The organism is Acidobacteriaceae bacterium (assembly GCA_035944135.1).
In the GTDB taxonomy this organism is placed as follows: domain Bacteria; phylum Acidobacteriota; class Terriglobia; order Terriglobales; family Acidobacteriaceae; genus Granulicella.
In genome coordinates this window covers 1-24,172 of sequence record DASZBM010000005.1, presented here as the reverse complement: position 1 = coordinate 24,172, position 24,172 = coordinate 1, and the positions used below count along the sequence as shown (strand labels likewise).

At 62.7% G+C, this 24,172-nt stretch carries 26 protein-coding genes and 4 tRNA genes; 18 read left to right on the top strand and 12 right to left on the bottom strand.

The genetic code is table 11. The annotated features are described in order from the left end of the window. Positions 1-126 precede the first annotated feature (126 nt). Positions 127-1,278, top strand: coding sequence for a glycoside hydrolase family 172 protein (locus VGU25_11090; GenBank protein HEV2577743.1), 1,152 nt, complete (start codon positions 127-129; stop codon positions 1,276-1,278). A gap of 6 nt (positions 1,279-1,284) precedes the next feature. On the opposite strand, the gene VGU25_11085 is transcribed toward VGU25_11090, so the two are convergent. Beyond that, positions 1,285-2,142 carry an alpha/beta fold hydrolase gene (locus tag VGU25_11085; protein ID HEV2577742.1) on the bottom strand — a complete coding sequence of 286 codons (858 nt, stop codon included), beginning with the start codon at positions 2,140-2,142 and terminating at the stop codon, positions 1,285-1,287. Positions 2,143-2,671: 529 nt separating this feature from the next. Between VGU25_11085 and VGU25_11080 the strand changes: the two genes are divergently transcribed. Then, positions 2,672-3,985: a DUF4382 domain-containing protein gene (locus VGU25_11080; protein HEV2577741.1), complete on the top strand. Its 1,314-nt coding sequence runs from the start codon at positions 2,672-2,674 to the stop codon at positions 3,983-3,985. A 178-nt stretch (positions 3,986-4,163) separates the two neighbouring features. Here VGU25_11080 and VGU25_11075 read toward each other — a convergent pair whose 3' ends face one another. Beyond that, positions 4,164-4,598, bottom strand: coding sequence for a M67 family metallopeptidase (locus VGU25_11075; protein ID HEV2577740.1), 435 nt, complete (start codon positions 4,596-4,598; stop codon positions 4,164-4,166). Positions 4,599-4,747: 149 nt separating this feature from the next. Further along, entirely contained in the window at positions 4,748-5,731 is a 984-nt protein-coding gene (locus VGU25_11070) for a cysteine synthase family protein (GenBank protein HEV2577739.1), read from the bottom strand. A 142-nt stretch (positions 5,732-5,873) separates the two neighbouring features. Here VGU25_11070 and VGU25_11065 point away from each other — a divergent pair, with 142 nt between their 5' ends. After that, positions 5,874-6,299, top strand: coding sequence for a hypothetical protein (locus VGU25_11065; protein HEV2577738.1), 426 nt, complete (start codon positions 5,874-5,876; stop codon positions 6,297-6,299). A gap of 104 nt (positions 6,300-6,403) precedes the next feature. Here VGU25_11065 and rsmI read toward each other — a convergent pair whose 3' ends face one another. Together rsmI and VGU25_11055 are read right to left on the bottom strand one after the other, a co-directional pair. Next, positions 6,404-7,405, bottom strand: coding sequence for a 16S rRNA (cytidine(1402)-2'-O)-methyltransferase (rsmI, locus tag VGU25_11060; protein ID HEV2577737.1), 1,002 nt, complete (start codon positions 7,403-7,405; stop codon positions 6,404-6,406). Positions 7,406-7,501: 96 nt separating this feature from the next. After that, a complete protein-coding gene (locus VGU25_11055; GenBank protein HEV2577736.1) occupies positions 7,502-8,608 on the bottom strand; it encodes a CBS domain-containing protein in 1,107 nt (368 codons plus the stop codon). Positions 8,609-8,659: 51 nt separating this feature from the next. Between VGU25_11055 and rsmD the strand changes: the two genes are divergently transcribed. Continuing rightward, on the top strand, positions 8,660-9,223 hold the full coding sequence (rsmD, locus tag VGU25_11050) for a 16S rRNA (guanine(966)-N(2))-methyltransferase RsmD (GenBank protein ID HEV2577735.1): 564 nt from the start codon (positions 8,660-8,662) through the stop codon (positions 9,221-9,223). 100 nt (positions 9,224-9,323) lie between these two features. Here the strand turns inward: rsmD and VGU25_11045 are convergent, their stop codons facing one another. Both VGU25_11045 and thiL read right to left on the bottom strand, forming a co-directional pair. Then, positions 9,324-9,911, bottom strand: a complete 588-nt coding sequence (locus tag VGU25_11045) for a hypothetical protein (GenBank protein HEV2577734.1) — start codon at positions 9,909-9,911, stop codon at positions 9,324-9,326. An 8-nt stretch (positions 9,912-9,919) separates the two neighbouring features. Further along, the gene (gene thiL, locus VGU25_11040) at positions 9,920-11,080 is read right to left on the bottom strand and encodes a thiamine-phosphate kinase (protein ID HEV2577733.1); all 1,161 of its coding nucleotides are present in this window, start codon (positions 11,078-11,080) and stop codon (positions 9,920-9,922) included. 320 nt (positions 11,081-11,400) lie between these two features. Between thiL and VGU25_11035 the strand changes: the two genes are divergently transcribed. The 6 genes from VGU25_11035 to VGU25_11010 all read left to right on the top strand — a co-directional run bounded on the left by VGU25_11035 (position 11,401) and on the right by VGU25_11010 (position 16,704). Continuing rightward, a complete protein-coding gene (locus VGU25_11035; protein HEV2577732.1) occupies positions 11,401-12,378 on the top strand; it encodes a M23 family metallopeptidase in 978 nt (325 codons plus the stop codon). Between the two features lie 185 nt (positions 12,379-12,563). Then, positions 12,564-12,884, top strand: a complete 321-nt coding sequence (locus tag VGU25_11030; GenBank protein ID HEV2577731.1) for a hypothetical protein — start codon at positions 12,564-12,566, stop codon at positions 12,882-12,884. A 238-nt stretch (positions 12,885-13,122) separates the two neighbouring features. After that, complete coding sequence (locus tag VGU25_11025) at positions 13,123-13,788, top strand: transcriptional regulator (protein ID HEV2577730.1); 666 nt, start codon at positions 13,123-13,125, stop codon at positions 13,786-13,788. Next, entirely contained in the window at positions 13,785-14,435 is a 651-nt protein-coding gene (locus VGU25_11020) for an NfeD family protein (protein ID HEV2577729.1), read from the top strand. Before VGU25_11025 ends, VGU25_11020 begins: the two co-directional genes overlap by 4 nt. A 33-nt stretch (positions 14,436-14,468) precedes the next feature. Continuing rightward, positions 14,469-15,959: an SPFH domain-containing protein gene (locus tag VGU25_11015; GenBank protein HEV2577728.1), complete on the top strand. Its 1,491-nt coding sequence runs from the start codon at positions 14,469-14,471 to the stop codon at positions 15,957-15,959. Between the two features lie 40 nt (positions 15,960-15,999). Then, positions 16,000-16,704, top strand: a complete 705-nt coding sequence (locus VGU25_11010) for a PspA/IM30 family protein (protein ID HEV2577727.1) — start codon at positions 16,000-16,002, stop codon at positions 16,702-16,704. On the opposite strand, the gene VGU25_11005 is transcribed toward VGU25_11010, so the two are convergent. From VGU25_11005 to VGU25_10985, 5 genes are all read right to left on the bottom strand, one after another. Then, positions 16,701-17,507 (bottom strand): hypothetical protein, encoded by an 807-nt coding sequence (locus tag VGU25_11005; GenBank protein ID HEV2577726.1) that lies wholly within the window; start codon positions 17,505-17,507, stop codon positions 16,701-16,703. The genes VGU25_11010 and VGU25_11005 overlap by 4 nt on opposite strands. 62 nt (positions 17,508-17,569) lie before the next feature. After that, entirely contained in the window at positions 17,570-18,505 is a 936-nt protein-coding gene (locus tag VGU25_11000; GenBank protein HEV2577725.1) for a hypothetical protein, read from the bottom strand. Between the two features lie 59 nt (positions 18,506-18,564). Beyond that, positions 18,565-20,007 carry a PQQ-dependent sugar dehydrogenase gene (locus VGU25_10995; protein ID HEV2577724.1) on the bottom strand — a complete coding sequence of 481 codons (1,443 nt, stop codon included), beginning with the start codon at positions 20,005-20,007 and terminating at the stop codon, positions 18,565-18,567. A 54-nt stretch (positions 20,008-20,061) separates the two neighbouring features. Further along, positions 20,062-21,120, bottom strand: a complete 1,059-nt coding sequence (locus VGU25_10990) for a hypothetical protein (protein HEV2577723.1) — start codon at positions 21,118-21,120, stop codon at positions 20,062-20,064. Positions 21,121-21,138: 18 nt separating this feature from the next. Further along, positions 21,139-22,017 (bottom strand): hypothetical protein, encoded by an 879-nt coding sequence (locus VGU25_10985; GenBank protein HEV2577722.1) that lies wholly within the window; start codon positions 22,015-22,017, stop codon positions 21,139-21,141. Positions 22,018-22,165: 148 nt separating this feature from the next. Between VGU25_10985 and VGU25_10980 the strand changes: the two genes are divergently transcribed. From VGU25_10980 to VGU25_10945, 8 genes are all read left to right on the top strand, one after another. Continuing rightward, positions 22,166-22,657 carry a DUF3617 family protein gene (locus VGU25_10980; GenBank protein ID HEV2577721.1) on the top strand — a complete coding sequence of 164 codons (492 nt, stop codon included), beginning with the start codon at positions 22,166-22,168 and terminating at the stop codon, positions 22,655-22,657. Between the two features lie 153 nt (positions 22,658-22,810). Further along, a tRNA-Thr gene (locus VGU25_10975) sits at positions 22,811-22,886 on the top strand. 187 nt (positions 22,887-23,073) lie between these two features. After that, a tRNA-Tyr gene (locus VGU25_10970) sits at positions 23,074-23,160 on the top strand. Positions 23,161-23,180: 20 nt separating this feature from the next. Further along, entirely contained in the window at positions 23,181-23,411 is a 231-nt protein-coding gene (locus tag VGU25_10965; protein HEV2577720.1) for a hypothetical protein, read from the top strand. A 9-nt stretch (positions 23,412-23,420) separates the two neighbouring features. After that, a tRNA-Thr gene (locus VGU25_10960) sits at positions 23,421-23,495 on the top strand. 15 nt (positions 23,496-23,510) lie between these two features. Beyond that, positions 23,511-23,585: transfer RNA gene (locus tag VGU25_10955), tRNA-Gly, on the top strand. 29 nt (positions 23,586-23,614) lie between these two features. Next, positions 23,615-23,974: a hypothetical protein gene (locus VGU25_10950; protein HEV2577719.1), complete on the top strand. Its 360-nt coding sequence runs from the start codon at positions 23,615-23,617 to the stop codon at positions 23,972-23,974. Between the two features lie 70 nt (positions 23,975-24,044). After that, positions 24,045-24,172, top strand: a 128-nt coding sequence (locus VGU25_10945) for a GTP-binding protein (GenBank protein HEV2577718.1), incomplete at its 3' end; no start/stop codon positions are given.

Here is a 24,172-nt window from a genome sequence, read left to right as displayed (position 1 = left end):
GGTGAGAGAAACAGCGCCGGGCCGCCGGCGCTGTTTCTGTTTTTAAGGTGAGGGCGAGGCGAGAGACCGGTTCCCGGTATAATCGGCGGCTGTTATTGATCCCTGACTTTTTGAGGACGCAAAGTTATGCGTGTACTTGCGCTGGGTGTGTTTGGAGTCGTGATGTCGATGTTTGCTTCGGCACAGATTCCGTCGTGGATGCCGGATCCGACGCAGCAGCAGACGTATGCGCTGCACCGCTCGAGCAGTGCCGAGATTACGGGAGCGAATGCGGATTTCCGGACGGTGACGCCGGGGCAGACGCTGACGATTCTGGATGCAGATGGGCCGGGGATGATCTCGCACATCTGGTTTACGCTGAGCGATCGCGAGCCGTATTTTCTGAAGCGCGTGGTGCTGCGGATGTACTGGGATGGCGAGGAGACGCCGAGTGTGGAGACGCCGATTGGCGATTTCTTTGGCCAGGGGACGGGCGACATTGTGCCGTGGCAGTCGGCGGTGCTGACGGTGTCGCATGACCGAGCGATGAACTGCTATTTCCCGATGCCGTTTGGGCATCATGCGCGCATCACGATTACGAACGAAGGCAAGCTGGCGCTCAACAGCCTTTACTGGAATATCGACTACCGGACGTATACGCATGCGCTGGCAAAGAACACGCTGTACTTTCATGCGCAGTACCGGCAGGCGCAGCCGAACAAGGGATGGACCGGAGAGTGGTACGAGAACGGCGATCCGATTGTGAACTACCGGCGCAACCTGGATGGCAAGGACAACTATGTGTGGATGGAGGCGAAGGGGCACGGGCAGTTCGTGGGCGTGACGATGTCGATATTGCAGAACCAGGATGGATGGTGGGGCGAGGGCGATGATTTCTTTTTCATCGACGATGAGACGAAGCCCGCGATGATTGGGACGGGGAGCGAGGACTATTTTCTAGGCGCTTGGGATTTTGGCGGCGCGGGATATAGCGGGATGATGAACGGAGCTCCGCTGGTGGGCAAGGAGATTGCGGGGAGCCGGTGGAGCGTGTATCGCTTTCATCTGGATTCGCCGATTCCGTTTACGAAGTATTTCAAGGCGACGATTGAGCATGGGCATGCGAATCATCGCTCGGACACGTTTTCGTCGGTGGCGTACTGGTACCAGGCGGAGCCGCACGAGCCGTTTCCGGCGCTGCCGGATGTGGATGAGCGGATTCCGGTGCTGGAGTTTGTGGGCGGCCCGGGGAACTCGAAGGGGCAGTATGTGCCGGGAGAGAGTTTGAAGCCGCGGTGATGGCGGCTAGCGGGCAGTGTCGTCGAGCCACTTGAGGATGGCGGACTCGAGCGCGATGCGGTGGTCGGTGAAGCCGTGGTCGGTGTCGAAGTGGATGGAGGTGACGGGCGAGCCGGCCTGCTTGAGCGCGGCGACGAGAGCTTCGTTGGAGGCGCGGAGGCCGTCGTTGGCGGAGATGTCGAGGATGGGGCGCGGGGAGATTTTGGCGGCGAAGGCAGGGAAGGTCCAATCGGTGGCGTGGGTTTGGGCTTCGTGCTGGAGCGCGGCGGGTGAGGTGCCGGCGAGTGGGGCGAAGTCGGCGGGGTCGATGTTGGCGAAGTAGTCGTTGGTGTCGTGGACGGGGCTGCCTTCGGTGATGACGACGCCGGCTTTGAGCGCGGGATGTTGCGCGAGTGCGGCGACGGTGAGAAAGCCGCCCATGCTGTGACCGATGACGACGAGATGGTGTGTGTCGATGTGGAACTTCGTGACGTTGGCGGGCGCGGTGACGTAGGCGAGCATGGTGCCGACGTCTTCCATGCAGTGCGTGAAGCTGAAGGCGCCTTGTGATCCCCACGAACCGCGGTAGTGCAGGGCGAGGACGTTCCAGCCGTCGCGGCGGAGGGCCTGGGCGAGGTCGATGTTCTGCTCGTAGCCGGGGAAGCCGTGAAGCAGGATGGCGGTGGGGTGCGGCTCGGTGCCGGAGGCGAGAAGGAACACGCCGTCGATGTGGCTGCCGTGGGAGTCGAGGACGGTTTCGAGATTCTGCGTGGGCGCGGAGGGGTTGGGGGTGGGGTCGGCGGTGATGGCGGGTTGCTGGGCGAAAAGAGGCGCGCAGGCGAGGAGCGAGGTGACGGCAATGAGCGAAAGCTTGCGGACGGTCATGGGAGAAGTATGCGTTGAAGGCGAGACTGCGGACAATCCGATGCGTGCGCGTAAAGCTGGAGTGAAGATCGGCGGTAAGCAAGCGATCGGCCAATCGGAGAAGAAAAACGGGATCAGAAGTTGTAGGCGCGAATGGGAGACTTCTATTCCCGACTTCGCAACTTCAGAGAGACCGTTGTGTCAGAGAGGTGCGTGACGCCTGACATCCCAGAGCGGGTTCCGATTCAGGCGACACGTGTTTTGCAGTGATGATCCCGTACGCGGGCGCATCGGGGGAACGGTTTTATTTGTGCTGACGGTAAGAAGCTGGATGGGTGCAGGCGTTGGTGTGCCGTGCGGCTTTTGTCCGAGTGTCCTCCGGGAGAGGGGCGTGGTTTGCCTACTCAGCGTTCGTTCCACATAAGTTGCGGGAGTTCACGGAAAGCGAGTGATCTGTATGCGGCTACCAATTTGGTGTAAGGCTCCAGGTGTGCTCTGTTCGCTGGCTGCGATTTCCCTGCTTGCAGCTGGGTGCAGCGGCGTTGACTCGATGAATTCGACGATTAATTCGAACAAGGTTACGGGCGCTTCGTTTGTTGTGGGTACCGATGCGCCGGCAGCGAATGTTGTTTCGTTTGCGGTGCAGGTGCAGAGCGTAAATGCGATTGACGCGAGTGGGAACAGCGTGCCGCTGGTGAGCGGGTCACCAACGGTCGATTTTGCGCGATACAACGGATTGCAGACGCTGCTCGACATGAACGATGTTCCGGTGGGCACCTATGACAAGATTTCGATTACATTGGGCCCGGCGACGATCGGATATTTGAGTACGCAGACGGGATCTGCGCCGACGATTCAGACGGAGACGGCGACGCTGACGTCGTCGACGGTCAACGTGACGCTTGCGACGCCTCTGGTCGTTGCGCAGTCGGCTGCGCCGGTTGGTCTGCACATGGATTTCGATCTGAGGAAGTCGATCCAGGTTGACTCGAATGGGCAGATCAATGGGCAGGTAACGCCGACGTTCGATGTCAACGCGGTTGGGCCAAGCGATCCTGGCGCGTACGTGGATGAGTTCGATGCGGCTGTAGTGAGCGTTAATGCGAACAATCAGACGTTCGTGATCCAGGGACCGCACGGGCGTCAGTTTACAGTGAACGTAAACGGACAGACGGAGTGGGACAACAGCGAGAGCATCAGCTCGCTGAGCACGAGCAGTATTGTGCAGGTTTCAGGCACGCTCGACCGGACGGACGCGACGCTGGATGCGGATGAGGTTGCGATCGTTTCGCAGAATGGCTTCTACGCGGCGGGGCCGATCACATATGTGCAGCAGGCGTCGGGGCAGGCGGCGAGCAGCTTCGATATGTATGTGCGCGGGCTGCTGCCGACGACGACGGGACTGTCGCTGGGTGAGATCGCGCAGGTGGATCTGAGCGGGCAGGAGAAGTTCTTCATCTACCGGATGCATAATCCGCTGACGCAGTTCCTGTTCAATCCGAGCAATCTGCTGGCGGGGCAGAACATTGCAGTGGGCGGACCGGCGAGCGGCGCAGCGAACGCACAGGCGGTTTCGGTAAACCGCGTGGTGCTGCGGCACTGGGGTTACAACGGGACGGTAGTTAGTGGCAGCGTGAACATCTCGAACAGCACCTTCCAGATGCAGGTGGGAGGAGTTGCGGGTGCGCTTATTCCGCAGACGGTGACCGTCTACATTGCGAGCCCGACTGTGTTCCGGAACGGCCTGAGCAGTCTGAGTTCGGTCACGAGCGGCATGAATGTGCGCGTGGTTGGACTGCTGGTGAAGGACCCGATCTCGGGGCAAACGGTCCTGCTGGCCCACTACGTGGACGAGCTGTCGTAGAGGGTGATTGGCGGAAAAGGCGCCGGGGAGATCGATCCTCGGCGCCTTGTCATTTTGAGCGTGGCCGCCCTCCATCTGTTTAGTATTCGTCGCGGAAGCTCTTGGCGAGCCGCTTGGGCGCGAGGTACGAAAAGCAGATCCCCTGCGGGGATGACAGAAAGAAAGGTAGCGGCAGCGGTTATTCGACGACGATCGGTTGGGGTTCGAGGCGTTTGTCGTCTTCGGTGGTGCCGGTGAGGAGGAAGCTGTTGGTGTCGGTGGCGCGGCCCTTGGCGACGGCGGTGATGACGTAGGCGCAGCCGAACCAGTGGGCTTCGGCGAAGTCGGTGGTGGACCACTGGGCGGGGTGGTCGGGGTGGGAGTGGTAGAAGCCGACGATGTCGAGGCCTTGCTCGCGGGCCTGGCGCTGCGCGGCGATGAGCTCTGAGGGCGCGATGTTGTAGCGGTTGTGCGCGGAGTCGGTGCGGGTGTTGCCGGCGCGAAGGAGCGAGGTGACGCGGAGAGCGGCGGCGTCGGCGCGGCCGAGGAGGATGCCGCAGCATTCGTTGGGGTAGGTGGCTTCGCCGTGAGAGCGGAGGTCGTCGTAGAGGGCGCGGGAGAGGATGAGGGACATAGGTTCTAGGTGCCAGGTATTAGGTACTAGGTGCTAGGTACTAGATATTCGTGGTTGAAAGGTGCGTACAGTTAGGGCTCGACCAGCATCCTCGGGGTCCTTCGACTTCGCAGCTCACTTGCGTGAGCTGCTTCGCTCAGGATGACAGATTATTGGGCGGCGACAGGCTCCTCTTCGTGGTCTTCGGACCAGAAGCGGTCGGAGAGGTATTTGTCGGCGGAGTCGGGGAGGATGGTGACGATGACGGCTTCGCGGCCGGCGCGGGCTTCTTCTTCGGCGACGTCGAGGGCGGCGGCGACGGCGGCTCCTGAGCTGATGCCGACGAGCAGGCCCTGGGTGCGGGCGAGGCGCTTGCACATGGCGTAGGCGCGCTCGGTGGGCATGTCGATGTTGCGGTCGGCGAGGGTGGGGTCGTAGATGGGGGGGACGATGGCGGTGGCCATGTGCTTGAGGCCTTCGAGACCGTTGAAGGGCGAGTCAGGCTGCATGGAGATGCAGCGGATGGCGGGGTTGAGCTCGCGGAGGCGGCGGGTGGTGCCCATGAAGGTGCCGGAGGTGCCGAGGCCACAGACGAAGTGGGTGATGGCTCCGGCGGTCTGGTCCCAGATTTCGTTGGCGGTGGTGTAGTAGTGGGCGCGCCAGTTGTTGTCGTTGCCGTACTGGTCGGCGTAGAAGAAGCGGTCTGGGTGCTCGGCGATGAGCTTGCGGGCCATGCGGATGGCGCCGTCGGAGCCGTCGGCGGGGTCGGTCCAATGGACGTGGGCGCCGTAGGCGGCGAGGATGTTTTTGCGCTCTGGCGAGACGTTGGAGGGGACGCAGAGGGTGACGGGGAAACCCATGGCCGCGCCGAGCATGGCGTAGGCGATGCCGGTGTTGCCGGAGGTGGCGTCGAGCAGGGCTTTGTCGTGGGAGCCGGGGGTGAGGCGGCCGAGGCGGATGGCGTCGGCCACGATGGCGGATGCGGCGCGATCTTTGACGCTGCCGCCGGGGTTGGTCCACTCGGCTTTGCCGAGGAGCTGGATCCCGGGATTGTTCACGAGGCCGGCTGTTAATCCTTCGAGGCGGAGCAGGGGGGTGTTCCCGATGCGGTCGAGGAGGGTGAGGCCGAGCGGTTTGGCGGGTGCTGCGATCATTGGGGAAGGCGAGTAGTTAGTGGTTAGTCGTTAGTGGTTAGTGAAGGACCAGGTTTGAACGGACCGAGCTGATGTGCGAGTCTTGAGTTGAGTTTACTGCGGGTGGTGCTCTGGAGTCCCCGCGGGTTCTAAGCAGGTTGAGATGGCGAAGGCTGTGAAGCAAAAGACGTTTGATGATGTGCTGTCGATTCTCGGCAGTCAGAGGTTTGATGTGGCGCCGGCGGCGGACGGTGCAAACCACGCTGCGGGAGCGCGCATGGTTTCGAAGTATGGGTGCGCCGCGGAGATTGCGCCGGGCCAGAGCAAAGACGCGCCGGTGCGGATTATCGCCAAGCCGGGCTGGGTGCTGGGTGGGGAGATCTCGCGGCTGGTGGACCGCGGGTATCAGAAGTTTTTGAAGACGAGCAAGCTGGAGGTTCCGGCGACGGCGGAGCACCTGCGGTCGCTGCATAAGTTCAGCGAGGAACTGAAGGAGTCGCTGGGCGCGCTGGTGCTGTACAACGAGTCGCTGGGGACGGTGAGCGACAAGTATTTGTACGACCGATTGAAGGGAAGAGAGACGGTTTAGGCGCGGCGGCATTTATAGGTCGGGCCTTCAGCCCTCTGCTGCCTATGGGACGGATACCTGGGGCTTCACCCCAGGCTGGTATTGGGGCGCGCCTTCAGCGCTTCTTAGCGTTTGGTGCGCTGGTACTCGCGGTAGGCTTCGCTCTTGCCGAGGCTCCGGGATTTGGCGACTTGCTTGAGGGCGTCCTTTTCAGAGAGGCCGGAGCGGATGAGGGTGGTGACCTCGTCGGCGAGGGATTTCTGTGTGGGCTCGGTGGCGTTGGTGGTGAGGGTGCCATCGAGGAGAAGGACGATTTCGCCGCGGATGGCGGGGCGCTGTTGAAGCGTGGCGAGCACTTCGGAGACAGGGCCGCGGAGAAATTCTTCGTGGAGCTTGGTTAGCTCGCGCGCGAGGACGATTCGGTGCGCGGGGCCGAGAGTGGCGGCGATGTCTTCGAGGGCTTCCAGGATGCGGTGCGGCGTTTCGTAGAAGATGTGTGTGGTCGGTGGGGCGCCGGGGCTAAAGCCCCTCATCTCTCCTACGGCGCTATGAGACCCAAGGCTAAAGCCTTGGGGTGCCTGATCTGTGACAGAACTATATGACTGTGTGGGGATGGATTTGATCTGCGTGCGGAGGCTTTCGAGGACGGTTCGGCGCTGGCCGGATTTTGAGGGAAGGAAGCCGTGGAAGGTGAAGCGCTCGGTGGAGAGGCCGCCGGCGATGAGCGCGGCGAGGGCGGCGTTCGCTCCGGGGATGGGGTAGATGGTGATGCCAGCAGCGATGGCGCGGGCGACGAGATCGGCGCCGGGGTCGGCGATGGCGGGTGTGCCGGCGTCGGAGACGAGGGCGATGCGGGCGCCGGTTTTGAGTTGGTCGAGGAGTTCGTCGGCGCGGCCGGCTTCGTTGTGCAGGTGGAAGCTGACGGTGGGGGCGGAGATGCCGAAGTGGTTGAGGAGCTTCGCGGTCTGGCGGGTGTCTTCGCAGGCGATGCGGTCGGCGGAGCGAAGGACGCGGAGCGCGCGGAGGGTGATGTCTTCGAGGTTGCCGATGGGAGTGGCGACGAGGTAGAGGCCGGGGGCGAGGGGTTGGTTGGATTCGTCGCGGGTCATGTGCGGTTGAAGATTCAAAGGCTGCTTCCAACGTACCTCAGCGGCTGAAGCCGCGATTTCAGTCTTCGCGGGTTACGGCACGGCTGAAGCCGTTCCCCTCCAGAGCCCTGGCCATTACTGTTCGGTGCGGTCGGGCTGGGCGGGGCGGGTGAGGCGGGTGAACTGGACGCTGCGGGAGAGGTTTTGCGGGGTGAGGATGCCGAGCATCGCGCCGTCTTCGATGACGGCAAGAATGCCGGTGGGACCGAAGGAGGGTGCGTGGCGGAGGGCTTCGACGAGTTTTTCGGAGGGTTCGGCGAAGGAGAGCGTGCGGTTCATGGCGGCCTGGAGATAGCCGTCGCCTTCGAGCTGGAGGCGGGAGAGGAGGGTGTCGCGGGAGATGGAGCCGACGAGGCGGTCGCCGCGGATGACGGGGAAGACGTCGTGGAGGCTGTGAGCGGATTGCGCGAGTGCGCCGCGGAGGGTGTCGGAGGCGGAGAGGAGGGTGTACTCGGTGAGCATGACGTCGGAGACGAGGATGGCGTTGGTCTCGACGGGATCGAGTGGAGCGGACATGCGGAACTGGCTCCAGAGGAGCATGAGGCCGCCGAAGAAGATGAACCAGACGTTGGAGAGGACGAAGCCGGCGATCATGAGGATGACGGCGAGAGCGATGTTGAGTCCGAAGCCGGGGTTGAGCGTGCGGAGCATGGGCGCAGGAGCGGATGGGCGGGCGCGGATGATGCGTCGCGTGGGCATGGCGGCGGCGGGAAGAAGATTGACGGCGCCAACGACGAATTGAATCCAGACGGTGCTGCGCAGGATGTGATGGAAGCTGAACCATGGCTGCGCGAAGAGCGAGACCCTGGGCTCGAGGCCGTAGGAGAAGCCCATGAGCAGAAGGCCGACGGCGAAGTTGGCGATGGGCGCGGCGGCGGTGACGAGGCGCATGCTGGGCTTGCGAATGCCGTGCTCGCGCGGAGCGAAGGCCATGACGCCGCCGACAGGGAGCAGCAAGAGCCCGCGGAGGTGGAGGCCGGTGTAGAGTGCAGCGATGGCGCGTGCGGTTTCGCGAACGAGAACGGCGAAGCAGAGAGCGAGCCAGAGTGCGAGTCCGCGGCCGAGATTATTGAGCAGGAGCGTGGAGTAACCGACGGAGAGCGCGAGCAGAAGGAGGAACGAGATGTGCACACGCACCTCGACGCCGAAGAATCTGCCGAAGGGGATTGAGGAGCGGAGCATTGTTTTGATTGTAGAGGGTAGAGGATAGAGGGTAGAGGATAGAGCGTAGAGATGCGGGTGATTGCGGGGGAGTTCAGGTCGAGGCAGTTGCAGGCTCCGCGGGGGATGGCGACGAGGCCGACGAGCGATAAGCTGCGCGAGACGCTGTTCAATGTGCTGGGGCCGCGTCTTGCGGGCGCGAAGTTTGTCGACCTTTATGCGGGATCGGGTGCGGTAGGGATTGAGGCGATCAGCAGGGGTGCGGAGTTCTGTTGGTTTGCGGAGAAGGCCGCGCCGGCGGTGACGGCGATTCGGGCGAACCTGCGCGCGCTGAAGATTGCGGGAGGTTATGCGATCGAGGATCGCGGCGCGGCGCGGCTGCTGTCAGAGCTGGTTAAGGGCGGACGCGTTGTGGATCTGGTGTTTCTGGATCCGCCGTATGAGGCTGCGGAGGAGTATGCGCGGACGATGGGGTTTCTCGGTGAGCATGCGGCGGAGGTGCTCGCGGAGGGTGCGGTGGTGATTGCGGAGCATGCGCGGAAGGTGGCGCTCGCGGAGAGGTTTGGGAGGTTGGAGAGGTATAGGGTGCTGGAACAGGGCGATGCGGCGCTGAGTTTCTACAAGCGAGTCAGCTAGTCAGGGAGTCACCGGGGCAGCGGGGCAGGTTCTTCTCGTTGGCTACTGCGAACGATACCCACCGGGCCTTGGCGCTGACTAGCTGACTAGCTGACTCGCTTCAGCTGAACGCTCCGCCGGTGTGATGGCCTGTGGCCAGGTCGACGGTGAAGGGGAGTTCGCGGTCGGTGCGCATGTCCCAGCCGAGGCCGTGGAGGTGACCGTCGCGGATGCCGGTGAGGGTGAGGCTTTCCCAGGTGAGGCGTTTTGTTTCCCAGAGCAGGCCGGTGGGGCCGATGGCGGCGATGGTGTGGAAGCCGGCGAGGAGGAGAAGGTTGGCTTCGGGCGCGGGCAGGATTTGAGCGACGGGGCGGAGTGGAAGGTGGAGCGGGCGCTCGGGCGCGAGGGTGTCGGCGAGGTAGGCGTAGCCGCCGGCGACGGCGAGGAGGTCGTCGGGACGCGGGCAGGACCAGACGCCGGTGAGTGCGTTGGGGTCGCGGAAGCCAAGGGCGCAGGTTGCGAGAAAGATGCCGCCGGATGCGGGGCGCACCTGGAGGAGCATGGCGCCGCGGGCGAGCGCGTCCTCTTCACCGGGGACCTGCTGGGGCCAGGTGAATTGGCGCGCGGGGGCGATGAGCGGAGGGGTGGAGAGGATCTCCGCGGACCAGGTTGCGGGGAAGATGAGATGCGATTGGGATTCGCGGGACACGGACTGAATTATTTCAGGTGCTCCCAGCCGCCTGGTTCGAGAGGCGTGCGTGTGCCGTCGGCGGCGATTGTGGCCATGAGCGGACGGTTGCGACCGGCGCGGCGGATTTCGCCGATGCGGGTGAGTGGGACGCCGGCGATGTTGCGCGGGACGGAGGCGGAGGGTGGTGCGGTGAAGAGGAGCTCGTAGTCCTCGCCGCCGTGAAGCGCGGAGTGGAGCGCCGCCTCGGGTGATTGCGTGCGCGTGAGCGGATGCAGTGGGAGGAGAGCAGTCTCGATCTCGGCGGCGACGTTGGAGGCGGTGCAGAGGTGGGCGAGGTCGGTAGAAAGGCCGTCGGAGAGGTCGATGCAGGCGGAGGCGAGACGGCGGCGGAGGATGGATTGGCCGGCGGCGAGGCGAGGCTGCGGGTAGAGGTGAGGGTGGTCTGGGGATGACGGGCCGGTGGTTCGAGGCTTCTTGCCGGCCCACTCAACCGCGATGAGACCGCGTGTGAATGGGGCACCCGCGGATGAATGGGGCACCCGGGTCGTTGTTCGGTCGGTTTTAGAGGAGAGCGTAGCGAGCTCAGCGGCGGAGCCACCGAGGGCTCCGGTGACGAAGATGCGGTCGCCGGGCTGGGCTCCGGTGCGACGGAGGGCGCGGCCGGTGGGCGTGGCGCCGAGAAGGACGATGTCGATGGTGATGTCGTTGCAGGAGGCCTCGGCGGTATCGCCGCCGGCGAGAGGGGTTTTGGTGGCGGCGGCGAGGGCGAGCAGGCCGTCGAGAAAGCCTTCGACCCATTTGGCTTCGGCGGCGATGGCGCGGGGGATGGCGATAGACAGAAAGGCGGCGAGCGGACGAGCGCCCATGGCGGCGAGGTCGGAGAGGCCGCGGGCCAGGGCGCGGTGGCCGACGGAGCGGGCGGGGTGCCAGTCGCGGCGGAAGTGCCGGCCTTCGAGGGAGAGATCCGTTGTGACGACGATCTCGTGACCGCGGGGCGGGGCGAGGATCGCGCAGTCGTCACCGATGCCAAGGCGGAGGGCTCCGGCACCCCGGGCAGTGGTGGCGGCGCGCTGGCGAATGCGTTCAATCCAGGCGAGTTCGCCGTGGGGCGGCGCTGAAGGCGCCCGGGCAGGGAGGTCTGAGGCGGGTTGTGAGGGAATGCTGGTTGAACTCTGCGTCAGGGGCATTGCGGATCGGTAGCGGTCTAAGGATACGCCGGTTAGGCTGTGCGGTTCTGTGCGGGTGCGGTGCAAAACTCGGCCGACCCGAATGGTGCAAAAGGCGGGCAAAAGTTGTAGGCAAATGGCATTCGGAAATGGTCATTTGCGTTTGCTACGCGGCAGGCGAGCATTTACCATAGAGGTACACGGATCGCAGCGCGGCTCTGCCGGCTGATCGGTCTCCTGCCTTGAGACCGCGCAACGTGGATCGGGGCGAAACCAGGACCTGAGCCTGCGCGCTGGAGTTGAGTGCGCGCGCTGATGGCAAGCACGGAGCGGCCCAAACGTTGCGCAAACGCCACATTGTCTACGTTACCCAGGGAGAGGACGGCACGACTGATCGTGTCTCCATTCCTATGCGATATGTCTATGTTTTCATCGCCGCGGCGGTGGCGGGCATGTTTACGTTCGCCGGGATGGCGGGCTCGTACACCCGGATGCTGGTCAAGGCGGAGTCGGTGAACACGCTGCGCGACCAGTTGGCGGTAAGCCGGCAGGACTATGCGCATTTAGAGAAGTCCAATCGCGAGAAGGACGTACAGGTGGCCAGCCTGGGATCGCTGGCCGGCGAGATTTCAGCGATCTACGGCCTGACGGCGGGCAAGTTGAACCTGGGGCACCTGCGTCACCCGAAGGTGAAGCAGACAGCGGCGCAGGAGGCGGCCAATGCGCCACTGACGAGCGACGTGGGCTATCACGAGTCGCTGGACACTTACCTGGCGCTTGAGAAGACGGCGGATACGGGGCTCTCGATAGGCACGATGCACGTTGATCCGTCACTGGGTGAGCGGGCGGCGCTGAGCGGATTTGCAGGGATGGAAGTGTCCGGAATGAATATGCCGGATATGTGGCCGATCCTGGGACCGATTACGAGCGGCTTCGGCGAGCGCGAGGACCCGATCATCGGCGGCGGGGAGGGCGAGTTCCACAAGGGCGTGGATATCGGCTCGCCGGATGGAACGCCGGTGCATGCGCCTGCGGATGGGCGTGTGGTGAAGGCTGGGCCGGGCACGGGCTATGGCCGCGAGATTGAGATCGACCATGGCAACGGGATCACCACGGTGTACGGCCATCTGTCCGGATATAACGTGACGGTGGGCGAGCTGGTGGTCAAGGGCCAGGTGATTGGCTATGTTGGCCACTCGGGACGGACAACCGGATCGCATCTGCACTATGAGGTCCAGGTGCGCGGGACGGCGGTGAATCCGCACAAGTACCTGCGGACGACGATGGCGCAGCTTGGTGGAACGGGAACGATCGGCTAAGGAAGTTAGCAAGTGAGGAGTTGGGGAGTTAGGGGGCGGGTCGACCGCATCCTAGCTCCCTAACTTTTTGACTCGCTGACTTGGTTCTCGAGGAGCGAGGATTTTCTTGTGCGGCCCGTAGCCGCGTGTTCTGATGGCGACGTGAGGTGACGAGGATGCGGAGGCTGAGGCTCTGGCTCACGATCGTGAACGACGAGACCGCGCGGCAAGGCGTGGAAAGAGGTCGCAACGGTGCGCTGATGTCTGCCGTGTTTTTTGCCTTTTTGGCGTTTGATGGATGGACGGCCCACAACTCGCAAGGCACTGAAGTGATGACCTTCTTTGCGGTGTTGTTTGGCTTTGCGGGATGGCGTATTGATCAAGGATCTGCAGGGATGATGGATCTGGCGATGATCTTGTTCCCGTTCGGAGTTGGCGCGGCCTTGCACGCACCTGCCATGCAGCCGGGAGGACATTGGTCCGGGGCACGGCGTATCTCTTTGTGCTGGTCGGATTTGAGCTTCTGAATGGAGTTCGCGGAGCGAGCTACCTGCATGCGGAACTGGGCGTTACGAGCCTAGGAGATGTCGGCGAAACTGGCGAGGCTGGCGTGGCAATGAGGCCAAATTCGGCACTTCTGCCACCAGGAGAGTAAACGGCAGAAACGACATAGAGAAAGGAAGAAGGCTTTTTGAGATTTTCTCGCTTGACATCATCGCAAATTGCGATATGCTTATTGCAATCCGCAATGAGCGCCCATTGCGGATGCAAATTTCGGTTGTGGCTCTTATGAAGCTTTGCGACAAAATCCGGTACCTGCGTGAGGTTGAGGGGCAGCTTCGCGGCTTGGGGCGCGCGATGACGCAGGGCGAGATGGTGCGGGCGATTCGCGAAGAGATGAATGAGCCTCTCAGCCAGAGCTACCTGTCGCAGATTGAGAGCGGGGCGCGGCCGCACCTGACGAACACGACGCGGCTGCTGCTGGCCAAGTTTTTCAAGGTGCATCCGGGCTACCTGGTCGAAGACCCGGAAGGGTACCAGGACGAACTGGTGAGCGATCTGCGCCAGCAGGTGACGCTGGACGAGAAGCTGGATCTTTGGCTGATCGGCGGAGCGGAGCGGTTCCGGCGCGATCCGGAGTTGAGCCGCGCGCTGCTGGCGATTGCGCGGCATGACGACTCGCGGAGATGTCTGCTGCTGCTCGAGAGTATTTTGGAGACGCCGTCGTTGAGCGAGCGTCTGCTGGAGGTGCTGCGGCCGGAAGAGGGTTCGACGGCCCGGGCTCGCAAGACACCTCTGCTGGTTACGGCGGAGCCGGCGCGAGAGAAGAGCGCTGAGAGCGGCAATGGTTCTGGCAAGAGTTCCGGCAATGGTTTGAAGGGGAATGGAGTGAAGAGTTCGCAGGGGAAACGTGGAGGGTCGAAGCGATGATCACCTTCGATTGGGAAGCGATTTATCTGACGTGTTTCGGTGTGGGGCTGGTGCTGAGCCTGCTTGCGTTTCTGAGCGGGTTTGGGCATCTGCACTTCGGACACGTTCGAATGGATGTGGGACATCATCCTGTGGGCGGAGCGCATCACGGTGCGGCGCTAAAGGCCGGAGCGCATCACGCGGCGCAGATGTCGCCGCTGAACGGGTTCACGGTGGTGGCGTTTCTGTGCTGGTTTGGAGGCACGGGATATCTGCTGCATCACGGCAGTGTGTTTTCAAATGCGCTGGTGCTGCTGTTCTCCGCGGTGAGCGGATTTGCGGGCGCGTCGGTGGTGTTCTGGTTTTTGAGCCGCGTGCTGCTGGCGAGAGAGAAGCCGCTGGAGCCGGCGGACACGGACATTGTCGGGATGATTGGCAAGCTGAGTGGCGGCATTCGTAAAGGCGGCGTGGGCGAGATGCTGTATTCGCAGAACGGCGCGCGCTGGTCGGCGGTGGTGCGGTCGGAGGATGGATCTGAGATTGAGCGCGGCGCGGAGGTGATTGTGATGCGGCGCGCGAAGGGCGTGGCGTACGTGCGGCGCTGGGAAGAGTTTGAACATGGCCTGCTCGGCAACGAGCCGGCGCGTAATGCAGAGGAGCAGCAGTAAGGCTGTAGCGGTTCGAAAGAAGAGAGGCAGAAAATGATGTCGAACAACACTATCGTCGTGATCGGTCTTATCGTTTTGGCCACGCTGGTCCTGATGGGGATGCTGGCGCGGATGTTTCGCAAGGCGGGGCCGAATGAGGCTCTGATTGTTTACGGCATACGCGGGCACCGCGTCGTCAAGGGCCACGGCACGGTGATTCTGCCAGTGGTGGAACTCGCGCGCACGTTGTCATTGGAACTGATGAGCTTTGATGTGGCGCCGCAGCAGGACCTGTACACGAAGCAGGGCGTTGCGGTGACGGTTGAAGCAGTGGCGCAGATCAAGGTGCGCTCGGACGCCGAGAGCATCATGACCGCGGCTGAGCAGTTTCTGAACAAGACGCCGGCGGAGCGCGAGGGCTTGATTCGGCTGGTGATGGAAGGCCATCTGCGCGGCATCATCGGGCAGCTGACGGTAGAGCAGATTGTGAAAGAGCCGGAGATGGTGGGCGAGCGCATGCGCGCGACCTGCGCGGAAGACATGAGCAAGATGGGCCTGGAGGTCGTGAGCTTCACGATCAAGGAGGTCCGCGACAAGAACGAGTACATCACCAACATGGGCCGGCCGGACATCGCGCGCATCAAGCGCGATGCGGAGATTGCGGCGGTGGAAGCGGAGCGCGATACGGCGATCCGGCGGGCCATTGCATTGCGTGAGGCCGCGGTGGCGAAGGCGACGGCGGACCAGGAGCGCGTGCTGGCAGAGACGATGTCGCTGGCGAAGCAGGCCGAGGCGCAGCGCGATCTTGATGTGCAGAAGGCGCAGTTCACCGAGACGGCGAAGCGTCAACAGGCGACGGCGGACAAATCGTATGAGCTGCAGACGAATGTGATGCAGCAGAAGGTCATCGCCGAACAGGTGAAGGTGCAGCAGGTTGAGAAAGAGGCGCAGGTGAAGGTGCAGGAGGCCGAGATCCAGCGCAATGAGAAGGAGCTGATCGCCACCGTGCTGAAGAAGTCGGAGATCGAGAGGCAGCGCATCGAGAACATGGCGAACGCCGAGAAGGCGCGGCTGGTGGCCGAGGCTGAAGGCCGGGCGCAGGCGATCCGGTCGCAGGGCGAGGCGGAGGCTTCGATCATTTATCAGAAGGGCGAGGCCGAGGCGAAGGCGATGAACGTGAAGGCGGAGGCGTACCAGGAGTGGTCGCAGGCCGCGGTCGTCGACAAGCTGATCACGAACCTTGCGGATGTTGTGCGCGCGATGAGCGAGCCGCTGGCGAACGTCGACAAGATCACCATTGTGTCTACGGGTGATGGGAAGACGACGGGCGCATCAAAGCTGACCGGCGAGATGACGGAGATTGCCGCGCAGGTGCCGGCGTTGTTTGAGGCGCTGAGCGGCATGAACCTGAAGGAGCTGATGTCGAACGTGAAGAGTATGGCGGCGCGGCCCAATGGGGCTTCGCCAAATGGGACGTCGAATGGATCCGGACCGAGTTCGAGTCCGGCGATGCTCGAGGGGACCACGGACGGAAATACGAACTGACACGAATCACCGAACGGAGCACTGCTGGAAGGAGAAAGTCATGGGACTTATGGAGCGAGTTGCGACGCTGCTGCGCGCGAACGTGAATGACCTGATTGATCGCGCTGAGGATCCGGAGAAGATGCTGAAGCAGCTGCTGATCGACATGGAGAACCAGCTGCTCCAGGTGAAGACGCAGGTGGCGATTGCGATTGCGGATCAGCACCTGCTGGAGAAGAAGGCTGTGGAGCAGAAGGGGAACGCCGACGGATGGCGCAAGAAGGCGGAGCTTGCGGTGGAGAAGAATGAGGATGATCTGGCGCGGCTGGCGCTGGAGCGTGCGCTGAGCCACGACGGCATGGCCGAGGCGTTCGCGCGGCAGGTAAACGAGCAGTCGGCCGAAGCTGACGCTCTGCGCACGACGTACAACAAGCTGCAGCAGAAGCTGAAGGAGACGCAGGCGCAGTGCGAGCTGCTGGTTGCGGAACATCGTCGGGCGAAGATGGTTGGCAAGGCGACGGCGGCGCAGGAGAAGGTCGCTGGTGTGACCGTTGGATCCGTGGCGCGCGGAAGTGCGATCACGAGGATGAAGGCGCGAATCGGCGCGGAGGAAGCGGAGAACTATGCGGCGAAGCAGCTGGGCAACGGCGCGATCTCAGGCGATTCGCTGGAAGATAAGTTCGAGCGGCTGGAGAAGGATGAGCAAGTCGAGCGGCTGCTTAGCGAGCTGAAGCAGAAGCAGGGAAGGATGCTGGAGGCGGGCTAGAGCTTCCCTGCGGCTTTCTCGGCGGTTTCAACGGAACAGCCGGAGAACTTAAAGACAAACGCGCCAATGTTCTTCGCGTTAACCGACAGGGTCTCGGGAAGGCGAAAGTTGGAGACCATGGCATAGCTTACGGTGAAGGTGCCCTCGGCAGGCGGGGCGGTCGGCGGCTGACGGTAGACTGTGCGGATGATTGAGACGACTCGCCCGTCGGAAGTGTCAACGTAGGTCGGGTACGCTGTGGCGTCGATCGAAGGCGTGACCACATGAGCTTCGGTCAAAAGCATGTTTTTGTCGAAACTCTCGGTCACGTCCATGTTCGCCGCTTTTGCATGCAGTTGGATAGTGCCATTAACTTCCGTCACCGTAGTGGAATCATCTGGAGCGGGCACCATCTTCCCGCTCATATAGCCGTTCCACGTCTGGAAGAAGCTGGTGATCATTTTCTGCATGCCTTCCTTCATCTTTGCGGCTGGGCCTTCTTTGCCCTCAGGCGGAACGGCAGTATTTGCCCAATCAAGCTGGCCGCCGCTCTTCAGGTCATCGGTGACGGACAGGTGCGCGGTCTGAAGGTACTTTAGAAAGGGATTGTCCTCCTGGATGTCCGTGCCGCTGAAACGCGCGAGAAGATCCTTCCAGTCGATGACGAGAGCGCAGTGGAAGGACCGCAGGCCCTGGGTGGTCGGTGTGTAGTAGAGAGCCCTGGCGCTATAGAGTTTGTCGCTTGCCTTGGTTTGGGCGTGTATGTTCGCGCCAATGAGAGACGCGGCGACGCAAACGAGGGAAAGGGCCGTCGAAGATTTCATCGCGCCATAATACGTGACCACGTCCGCGTGTTGAATGACACGACAGCCGCGAGCTTGCGGGATTACTCCGTGTCGTCGGTGACTTTCTTTGCGGTCTCGGTGGAGCAGGCGGAGAATCTGAACTCGAAGGAGCCGACGTTTTTGAGGTCGTAGGCGAGGCTCGCCGGAAGACGGAAGCCCTGCACGGGCGCGTAGGAGACGGTGATGTTGAGCTCGGCTGGAGGCGCGGTCGGCGGCTGACGGAAGACGGTTCGTATGGCGGAGACGAGGCGGCCGTCAGGGGTGTCAGCGTAGGTGGGGTAGGCGTAGACGTCGTTGCTGGGCTGGACGACGTGGGCTTCGGTGAGAAGCAGGTTCTTGTCGTAGAGCTCGGTGACCTCGGTGCCGGTTGAGGTGGCGTGCAGGCGGAAGCCATCGGGGGTCTCGGTGATGGTGGTGGTGGCGTCGGGGATGGGCACCATGTTGCCATTCATGTAGGCGTTCCAGGAGGAGAAGAAGCCGGTCATCATCTGCTCCATGCCTTCCTTCATCTTCGTGGCGGCGTCTTCCTTGCCTGCGGGCGGCGAGGCGGCGTTGGCCCATTCGAGATGGCCATCGCTGTTGAGTTCGTCGGTGACGGAGAGGTGGACGGCGCGGAGATATTGCAGAAAGGGGTTGTCGTCCTTGATGTCAGAGCCGGAGTAGCGAGTGAGGAAGTCTTTCCAGTTGAAGTCGACGGTGCACTTGAAGGAGCGGAGGCCCTGCGCGGTGGGTGTGTAGTAGAGGGCGCGGGCGGAGATGAACTTGGTGTTGGCGGCGGGGGGTGCGGGAGGAGTCGCGGCGGGTGTCGAGGTCGTGTTGGCGGGCGGCTTCGCGCTGGCAGCGGCAGGGGGCTGGGCCGGTGGGGCGGCGGTGGTCTGCGAGCCCGCGGGCGCGGTAACGGCGTAAAGCGCCGCTGAGCAGAGAAAAGCGCAGACTGTCCGGCTGGTCATGCGCGCCATGATACGGCAGGCGCGCATGACTGGAGCGGATTTCTTGCGGACGGCGATGCTTTGCGGAGATTAGTGCGGGATGCGAGCTATTTACCGGTGTAAGTTACGTGCCAGACGCTGCGTGAGCCGTCGTCGGTGACGAACAGCGAGCCATCAGGTGCAACGGCGACGCCGACGGGGCGGCCCCAGACCTGGCCGTCTTTGGTGACGAAGCCGTCGAGGAAGTCGTCGTATTCGCCGGTGGCGTGGCCGTTGTGCATGGGGATGAAGATGACGTTGTAGCCGGCGCGGTTCTTGCGGTTCCAGGAGCCGTGCTCGGCGGCGAAGGCACCGCCGTCGAAGGCCGTGGGGAACGAGCCGCCGTGATCGGGGTAGAAGTTCATTTCGAGTGAGGCCATGTGCGGCTGCACGAGGACGTCAGGCGTGCGGACCTGGGCGTGGATGTCTTCGCGTTTGCAGCTGGCGGCTTGTGAGGGATCGAGCGGCTGTTTCAACTGCGGGTTTGGGCCGGTGCCGTTGGCGCAGGGGTCCTCGAGGCGTGGATCGCGGTGGCCGCCCATGTAGTACCAGGGCCAGCCGAAGAAGCTGCCTTCGGGCACGCTGGTCACGTAGTCGGGAACGAGATGATTGCCGAGGTTGTCGCGCTCGTTGACGGAGCACCAGAGCTGGTGGGTCTCGGGGTTGATCGCTTCGCCGACGCAGTTGCGGATGCCGTGCGCGTAGACCTCTTCGAACTTTCCATCGGGCGTGTATTCGAGCACATCGGCGCGGTGGAACTCGCGGGGGTGTGTATCGGCGTCATCGACATTTGAGCCCGAACCTACAGACACGAGCATGTGCCTGCCGTCCGCGGTGAAGACGACGTCGCGCGTCCAGTGGCCGCCGCCGCGAAGCTGCGCGTAGCCCGGGATGTCAGGGATGATGGTCTGCGGGCCGCTGGTCGCGTGGAGGTCGCCCGCGTGATACGGGAAACGCGCGATGGTGGTCGCGTTGCCAACGTAGACCCACTGCGGGTTGGGGCCGAGCGGGTAGAAGGCGATGCCGAAGGGGTGGTCAAGGCCGGTGGCAAACTTTTCGATGGTTTGCGCTTTGCCGTCGGGACGCAGGCCGCGAAGTACGAAGATCGTGCCGGCCTGAGAGTCGGCGAGGAAGAGATCTCCGTTGGGCGCGAAGCGGATGAGGCGCGGCATGACGAAGGTGCCTTCGGTGGCCTGGTGCGTCTCGCGCTTGTTCTCGCTGCGCTGCATTGGCGTGGAGTCTCCGCCGGCGTAGAGCGTGACTTTGAAGCCGGCGGGAGCGGTGGGCCAGGCGTCCGCGGGCTTCGGTATGACCTGCGGGCCGTTGTCGACGGCTTCCGCGGGATTGGGTGCGGGCAGGTCGGCGAGGGTGATCTTGTGGCGAACGCCGGGCTGCTGTTGCGCCCAGTCGGTGAACGCGGGCTGGCCAGTGAGAAGGGGCTGTTGCGCGGTCGCGGTAAGGGCAGCTCCGCAGAGCGCGGAAACGAAGAGAAGACGATTCAGCCTGAACATCCAAACCTCACAAAGATTTTTTGGGAAAGCGGGTTGGTGGGAACGGGGCCCTAGTTACTTGGACGTTGCCGGATTGGATGTGGCCGCAGGGTCCAAAGCCGTCGAGGTGGGGGCTGCAGAGGCCGGATCGTGCGCGGAGAGGATGGCTTTGAGTTGATCGAGCGTGGCGGAAGCGTGGAGCAGGGCGCGGTCGTCGCGGTGCTGTAGCGTGGCGGAGTCGAGTACCTGGCGCAGAGCGATGTCGGCGGCGCCGTGCGGCGGCTCGGCACTGGCGATGCCCCGGACGATGCCAAGCAGAGCATTGAGGGCGTTTGCTGTGCGCTCGGCGTCGAGCGGATCACCGGCGAACTCCTCGACGCGAAGCTCGGCAGAGCCGCCATGCAGCGGAACGGCGGTGGACCAGCGGATGCTGGCGACGAGGTCGCTTTCGGACGAGACAGGAAGCTGCAGGCCGAGGAAGGAAATCTGTCCGTTATGTGCGAAGGGCAGGCCGATGTGGCCGATGCCCCAGGCCTGTGCGAGCAGCGGAACATTGTGAAAGCGCGCGGCGAGCAGGGAGGAACCGGGGGAGCTGACGGCCGAAGCGCGGGAGCGATCGATCATGGAGTGAATCTGCTCGGGCGTGGGTGTGTTGGAGGCCGCGATCATGTCAAAGCCAAGCTGGGCGACGCGAAGCTGGCGGCCTTCGACAGGGATGGTGTAGATGGTTTGGCCGGCGTAGGTTTCCTGCGACTTCGAGATGCTGGTCAGATACTGCGCGAGACGCTGGCCGTCGAAGCGACCGACGAAGACCTCGGAGTAGGCGACGGCGCCGTTGGGGCCGCGCGGGTCAGGCATGCGGTGGAGGGCGAAGGCTGCGGCGTCTAGGTCGTGTTCGGGGACGATACCGGTCTGGTCGATGAAGCGCTGCAGATCAGCGCTGCGCGGGACCTGCGAGTCGTCGAAGTGAGTGGCGGCGCGCAGAGGCTTGAGGTTGACGTAGACGATCGCGTCGCTTTCGGGCAGCAGACGTGCGGCCTCAGGCGGAGCTTTGGCGCGGAGGTAGAGCGCAAGAACAAGCGCTCCCAGAACGGCGAGCGCGATGACGAGAGAGATCCACGTGCGTCGTCGCATCAGCTGTTGAGAGTAATTTTACTCGCGAATGGAGAAGGTGAAGATTTTGCCCGCGTTCGAGATGCCGGGAACGTTGGAGGAGCCCGGCGGAAGCACGCCGTATTCGCCCTTGATGATGTCCACGGGAACGGTGAACTCATACATCTGCGGTGCGACTTTGTGGGCTGTGAACTCGACTTCATCGCGGTCGGAGCCGGTCGTGGAATGGAAGAGACCGCCGGTCTTCACGCGGAAATCGCGGCTGTGGGAGTGCTGTTCGAAGCGAAGGAAGTCATACTCTTCGGCCTGCGTGCCGGCAGGCGCGTAGATGAGGATGTTGACGCCGGTGGGGAGGACAAGCGGCGACTTGTCCCCTTCGAGATGGCCGTTCATATCCTGCTTCACGAGGCCGTCGGTGGCGGCGTTCTTGAGCCAGCCGCTGGATTTGAACTCGACGCGCTCAGTTTTGAGCGGCAGCCACTCGCCGGTCTTCGTGTCCTGGTAATAGACGCCGATCTCATCGATACCCGCGCCCAGGGGCGCAGGAGCGATTTTTCCCTTGGCGTGGAATACGAGGCCTGCGCTGCGAGCCTGCATGGCGGCGATGACCTGCTGGGAGACGCCGGCGTTCTTCAGGGAGATGAGGTCGTCAGGGGCGGTGTCGTAGCGGCCGGGCTGGGTCTGGATCGTCTGAATGATGACGGTGTCATCCAGGCCGGCCTTGCTCATCTTGACGATGGTGTCATTGTCGAGGAAGTGAGGCTTCGAGAGGTCATTGGACGGCTGGAGCGGACCGTCGTCAGGGGAAGCGGCCTGTGCGAGCGCGCTGCGTGCCCCGACAGAGAGGAAAAGACCGAGCAGGACCGCAACAACAGCGTGCAGGCGAAAGGACCCAGGCGACGAGACGTACTTCGTCATGCGCAGAATGCTAACACTCCCGTGAGACCGAAGCGGGGCTGCGTGCGGTGCTTTCATCGGGCGTGCGTATGTGGTACACCCTCGGGGTAGCTTCTTGCGCGAGTCCGGGCCTGGCTGTACGCAATCCATCACAGAGGGGAGGCTCCTGGTGACCATCTCCGAGCTTGTTTTCCTTTCAGCACTTCTGCTGCCTTCAGCGATACAGACGCAGAATGGGAAAGCGCCGGTTACACCTCCGCCGGCTTCAGGGATTGTGGCCGCGCCGCCGATCAAGATGGGATTGTGGGAGGCGACGATTACGAATTCCCTGATCTCGAAGACGCTGAAGACGCGGTCGTGCGTAACGCCGCAGAGCTATCAGGATGCGATGACGCGCGTTCCGCCGGGCTGCACGATTGCAAACAAGATGCAGACGCCGACGAGCATCTCTGGAGACCTGAGCTGCACGCTGCAGCATGGCGGGACAACGACGGGGCATATTGACGTGGAGATGCCCGACCCAACCACGATGACGAGCACGGTTCAACTGAATGTAACGGCGGGTGGCCAGACGACGCCGATGAAGCTGACGACGGAGTCACACTTTGTCGCTGCAGACTGTGGTGATCTCGGTCCAGGGCAGAGCAAGATGGTTCAGTAGAATTCTCCGTGCGCTGTGTGCTCGCTCTGCGCCGGCGGCCTGTGTATCTCAGTAGCCTGATGTGGTAGAGTCATATTCAGCGCTGCGCGTTCTGGCAGCGCGCTGTGCTGTTTGCGCCCGTTCGGAGATATGCCGGGTGGGTATCGGAATCAGGCTGGCGTAGCTCAGCTGGTAGAGCTCCTGATTTGTAATCAGGCGGTCGGGGGTTCGAATCCCTTCGCCAGCTCCAGTCCTCCGGCGTGACTCAGGTCGCGAAACGGTGCAGAGAAGAGTTTGGTTGTACTGCTTGTCAGGATTCCTTCCTCGCGAGTGTCCGCCAGCCCACAACCTCCGTTCTGATGCGCTGGAGTTTTGGCGAACAGGCGGTGCGTTCGGGCAAGCGGCCTTCCGTAGAAGAGCCGGGCAGGCAGAGCAGGGCACAGGTGGCCGAGTGGTTAATGGCAGCAGACTGTAAATCTGCCCGTCTATGACGTACGGAGGTTCGAATCCTCCCCTGTGCACCACGTTTTGAACGGAGGACCAGATGAATAAGGGTCCTTCGAAGATGGCACCCGCCAGCACCGGCCGTTTGGTGGTCGCGCTGGTAGTTCTGGGCGTTCTGGCGCTGCTGGTGTGGCGCACGATCGACCCGGGAAAGATTCAGCAGCTTTGTTTTCTGCTGCTCGGGTTTTTTGCCGCACGTGTGCTGATTGGTTGGCAGCGCGCGCGTAAGATGGGATACGAACAGACGGAGCGCGGAAGCGACCGGATGTGACGTGTAAAGGCTGATGTAGCTCAGTGGTAGAGCACTCCCTTGGTAAGGGAGAGGTCATGGGTTCAAGCCCCATCATCAGCTCCAGATTTTTGAAGGTGGGCGGGAGTAACTCAGTGGTAGAGTCACAGCCTTCCAAGCTGTTGGTCGCGGGTTCGATTCCCGTCTCCCGCTCCAGATTTTCGAGATAGGCAGTCCGGAGACGAATGTCGCAACCTCAACACACAGATTTCAGCCAGGTGGACCGCACGCATGCGCTCTATGAGCGTCCGCCGGTCACCATTGCCGATGAGCCGACCTTCCGCACTGTGAAGTCGGCGATTGAGAGCTCCTTTGCAGCGCACAATGTGGAGAAGTTTTTGCGTTCGCTGGAGCGTGCGAGCCTCCGCATCCGCGACTTCGAGTCGGTGCTGAACGGCGGCAAGCTGGGCGTCAGCACGGCGGTTGAGTACAACAAGCTGACCGACGGCGATCAGGGGCAGATTCGCGAGTTTTATCTCGCCTCGCTCGAGAAGGTCGAGCCGTCCTTGCGCGAGAAGTACTTCAAGCTCTACGCCTATTACTGAGGCATAGAAAAAGCTCACAGGTTTGATTTGAATCGCCGGGAATTCCGGCTGGATGGAGGAGAAGGTAGTCATGGCGAAGGAAAAATTTGATCGCAGCAAGCCGCATGTGAACGTTGGGACGATTGGTCATATTGATCACGGCAAGACGACGTTGACGGCGGCGATCACGAAGGTGCTGTCGAAGCACAACCCGAAGAA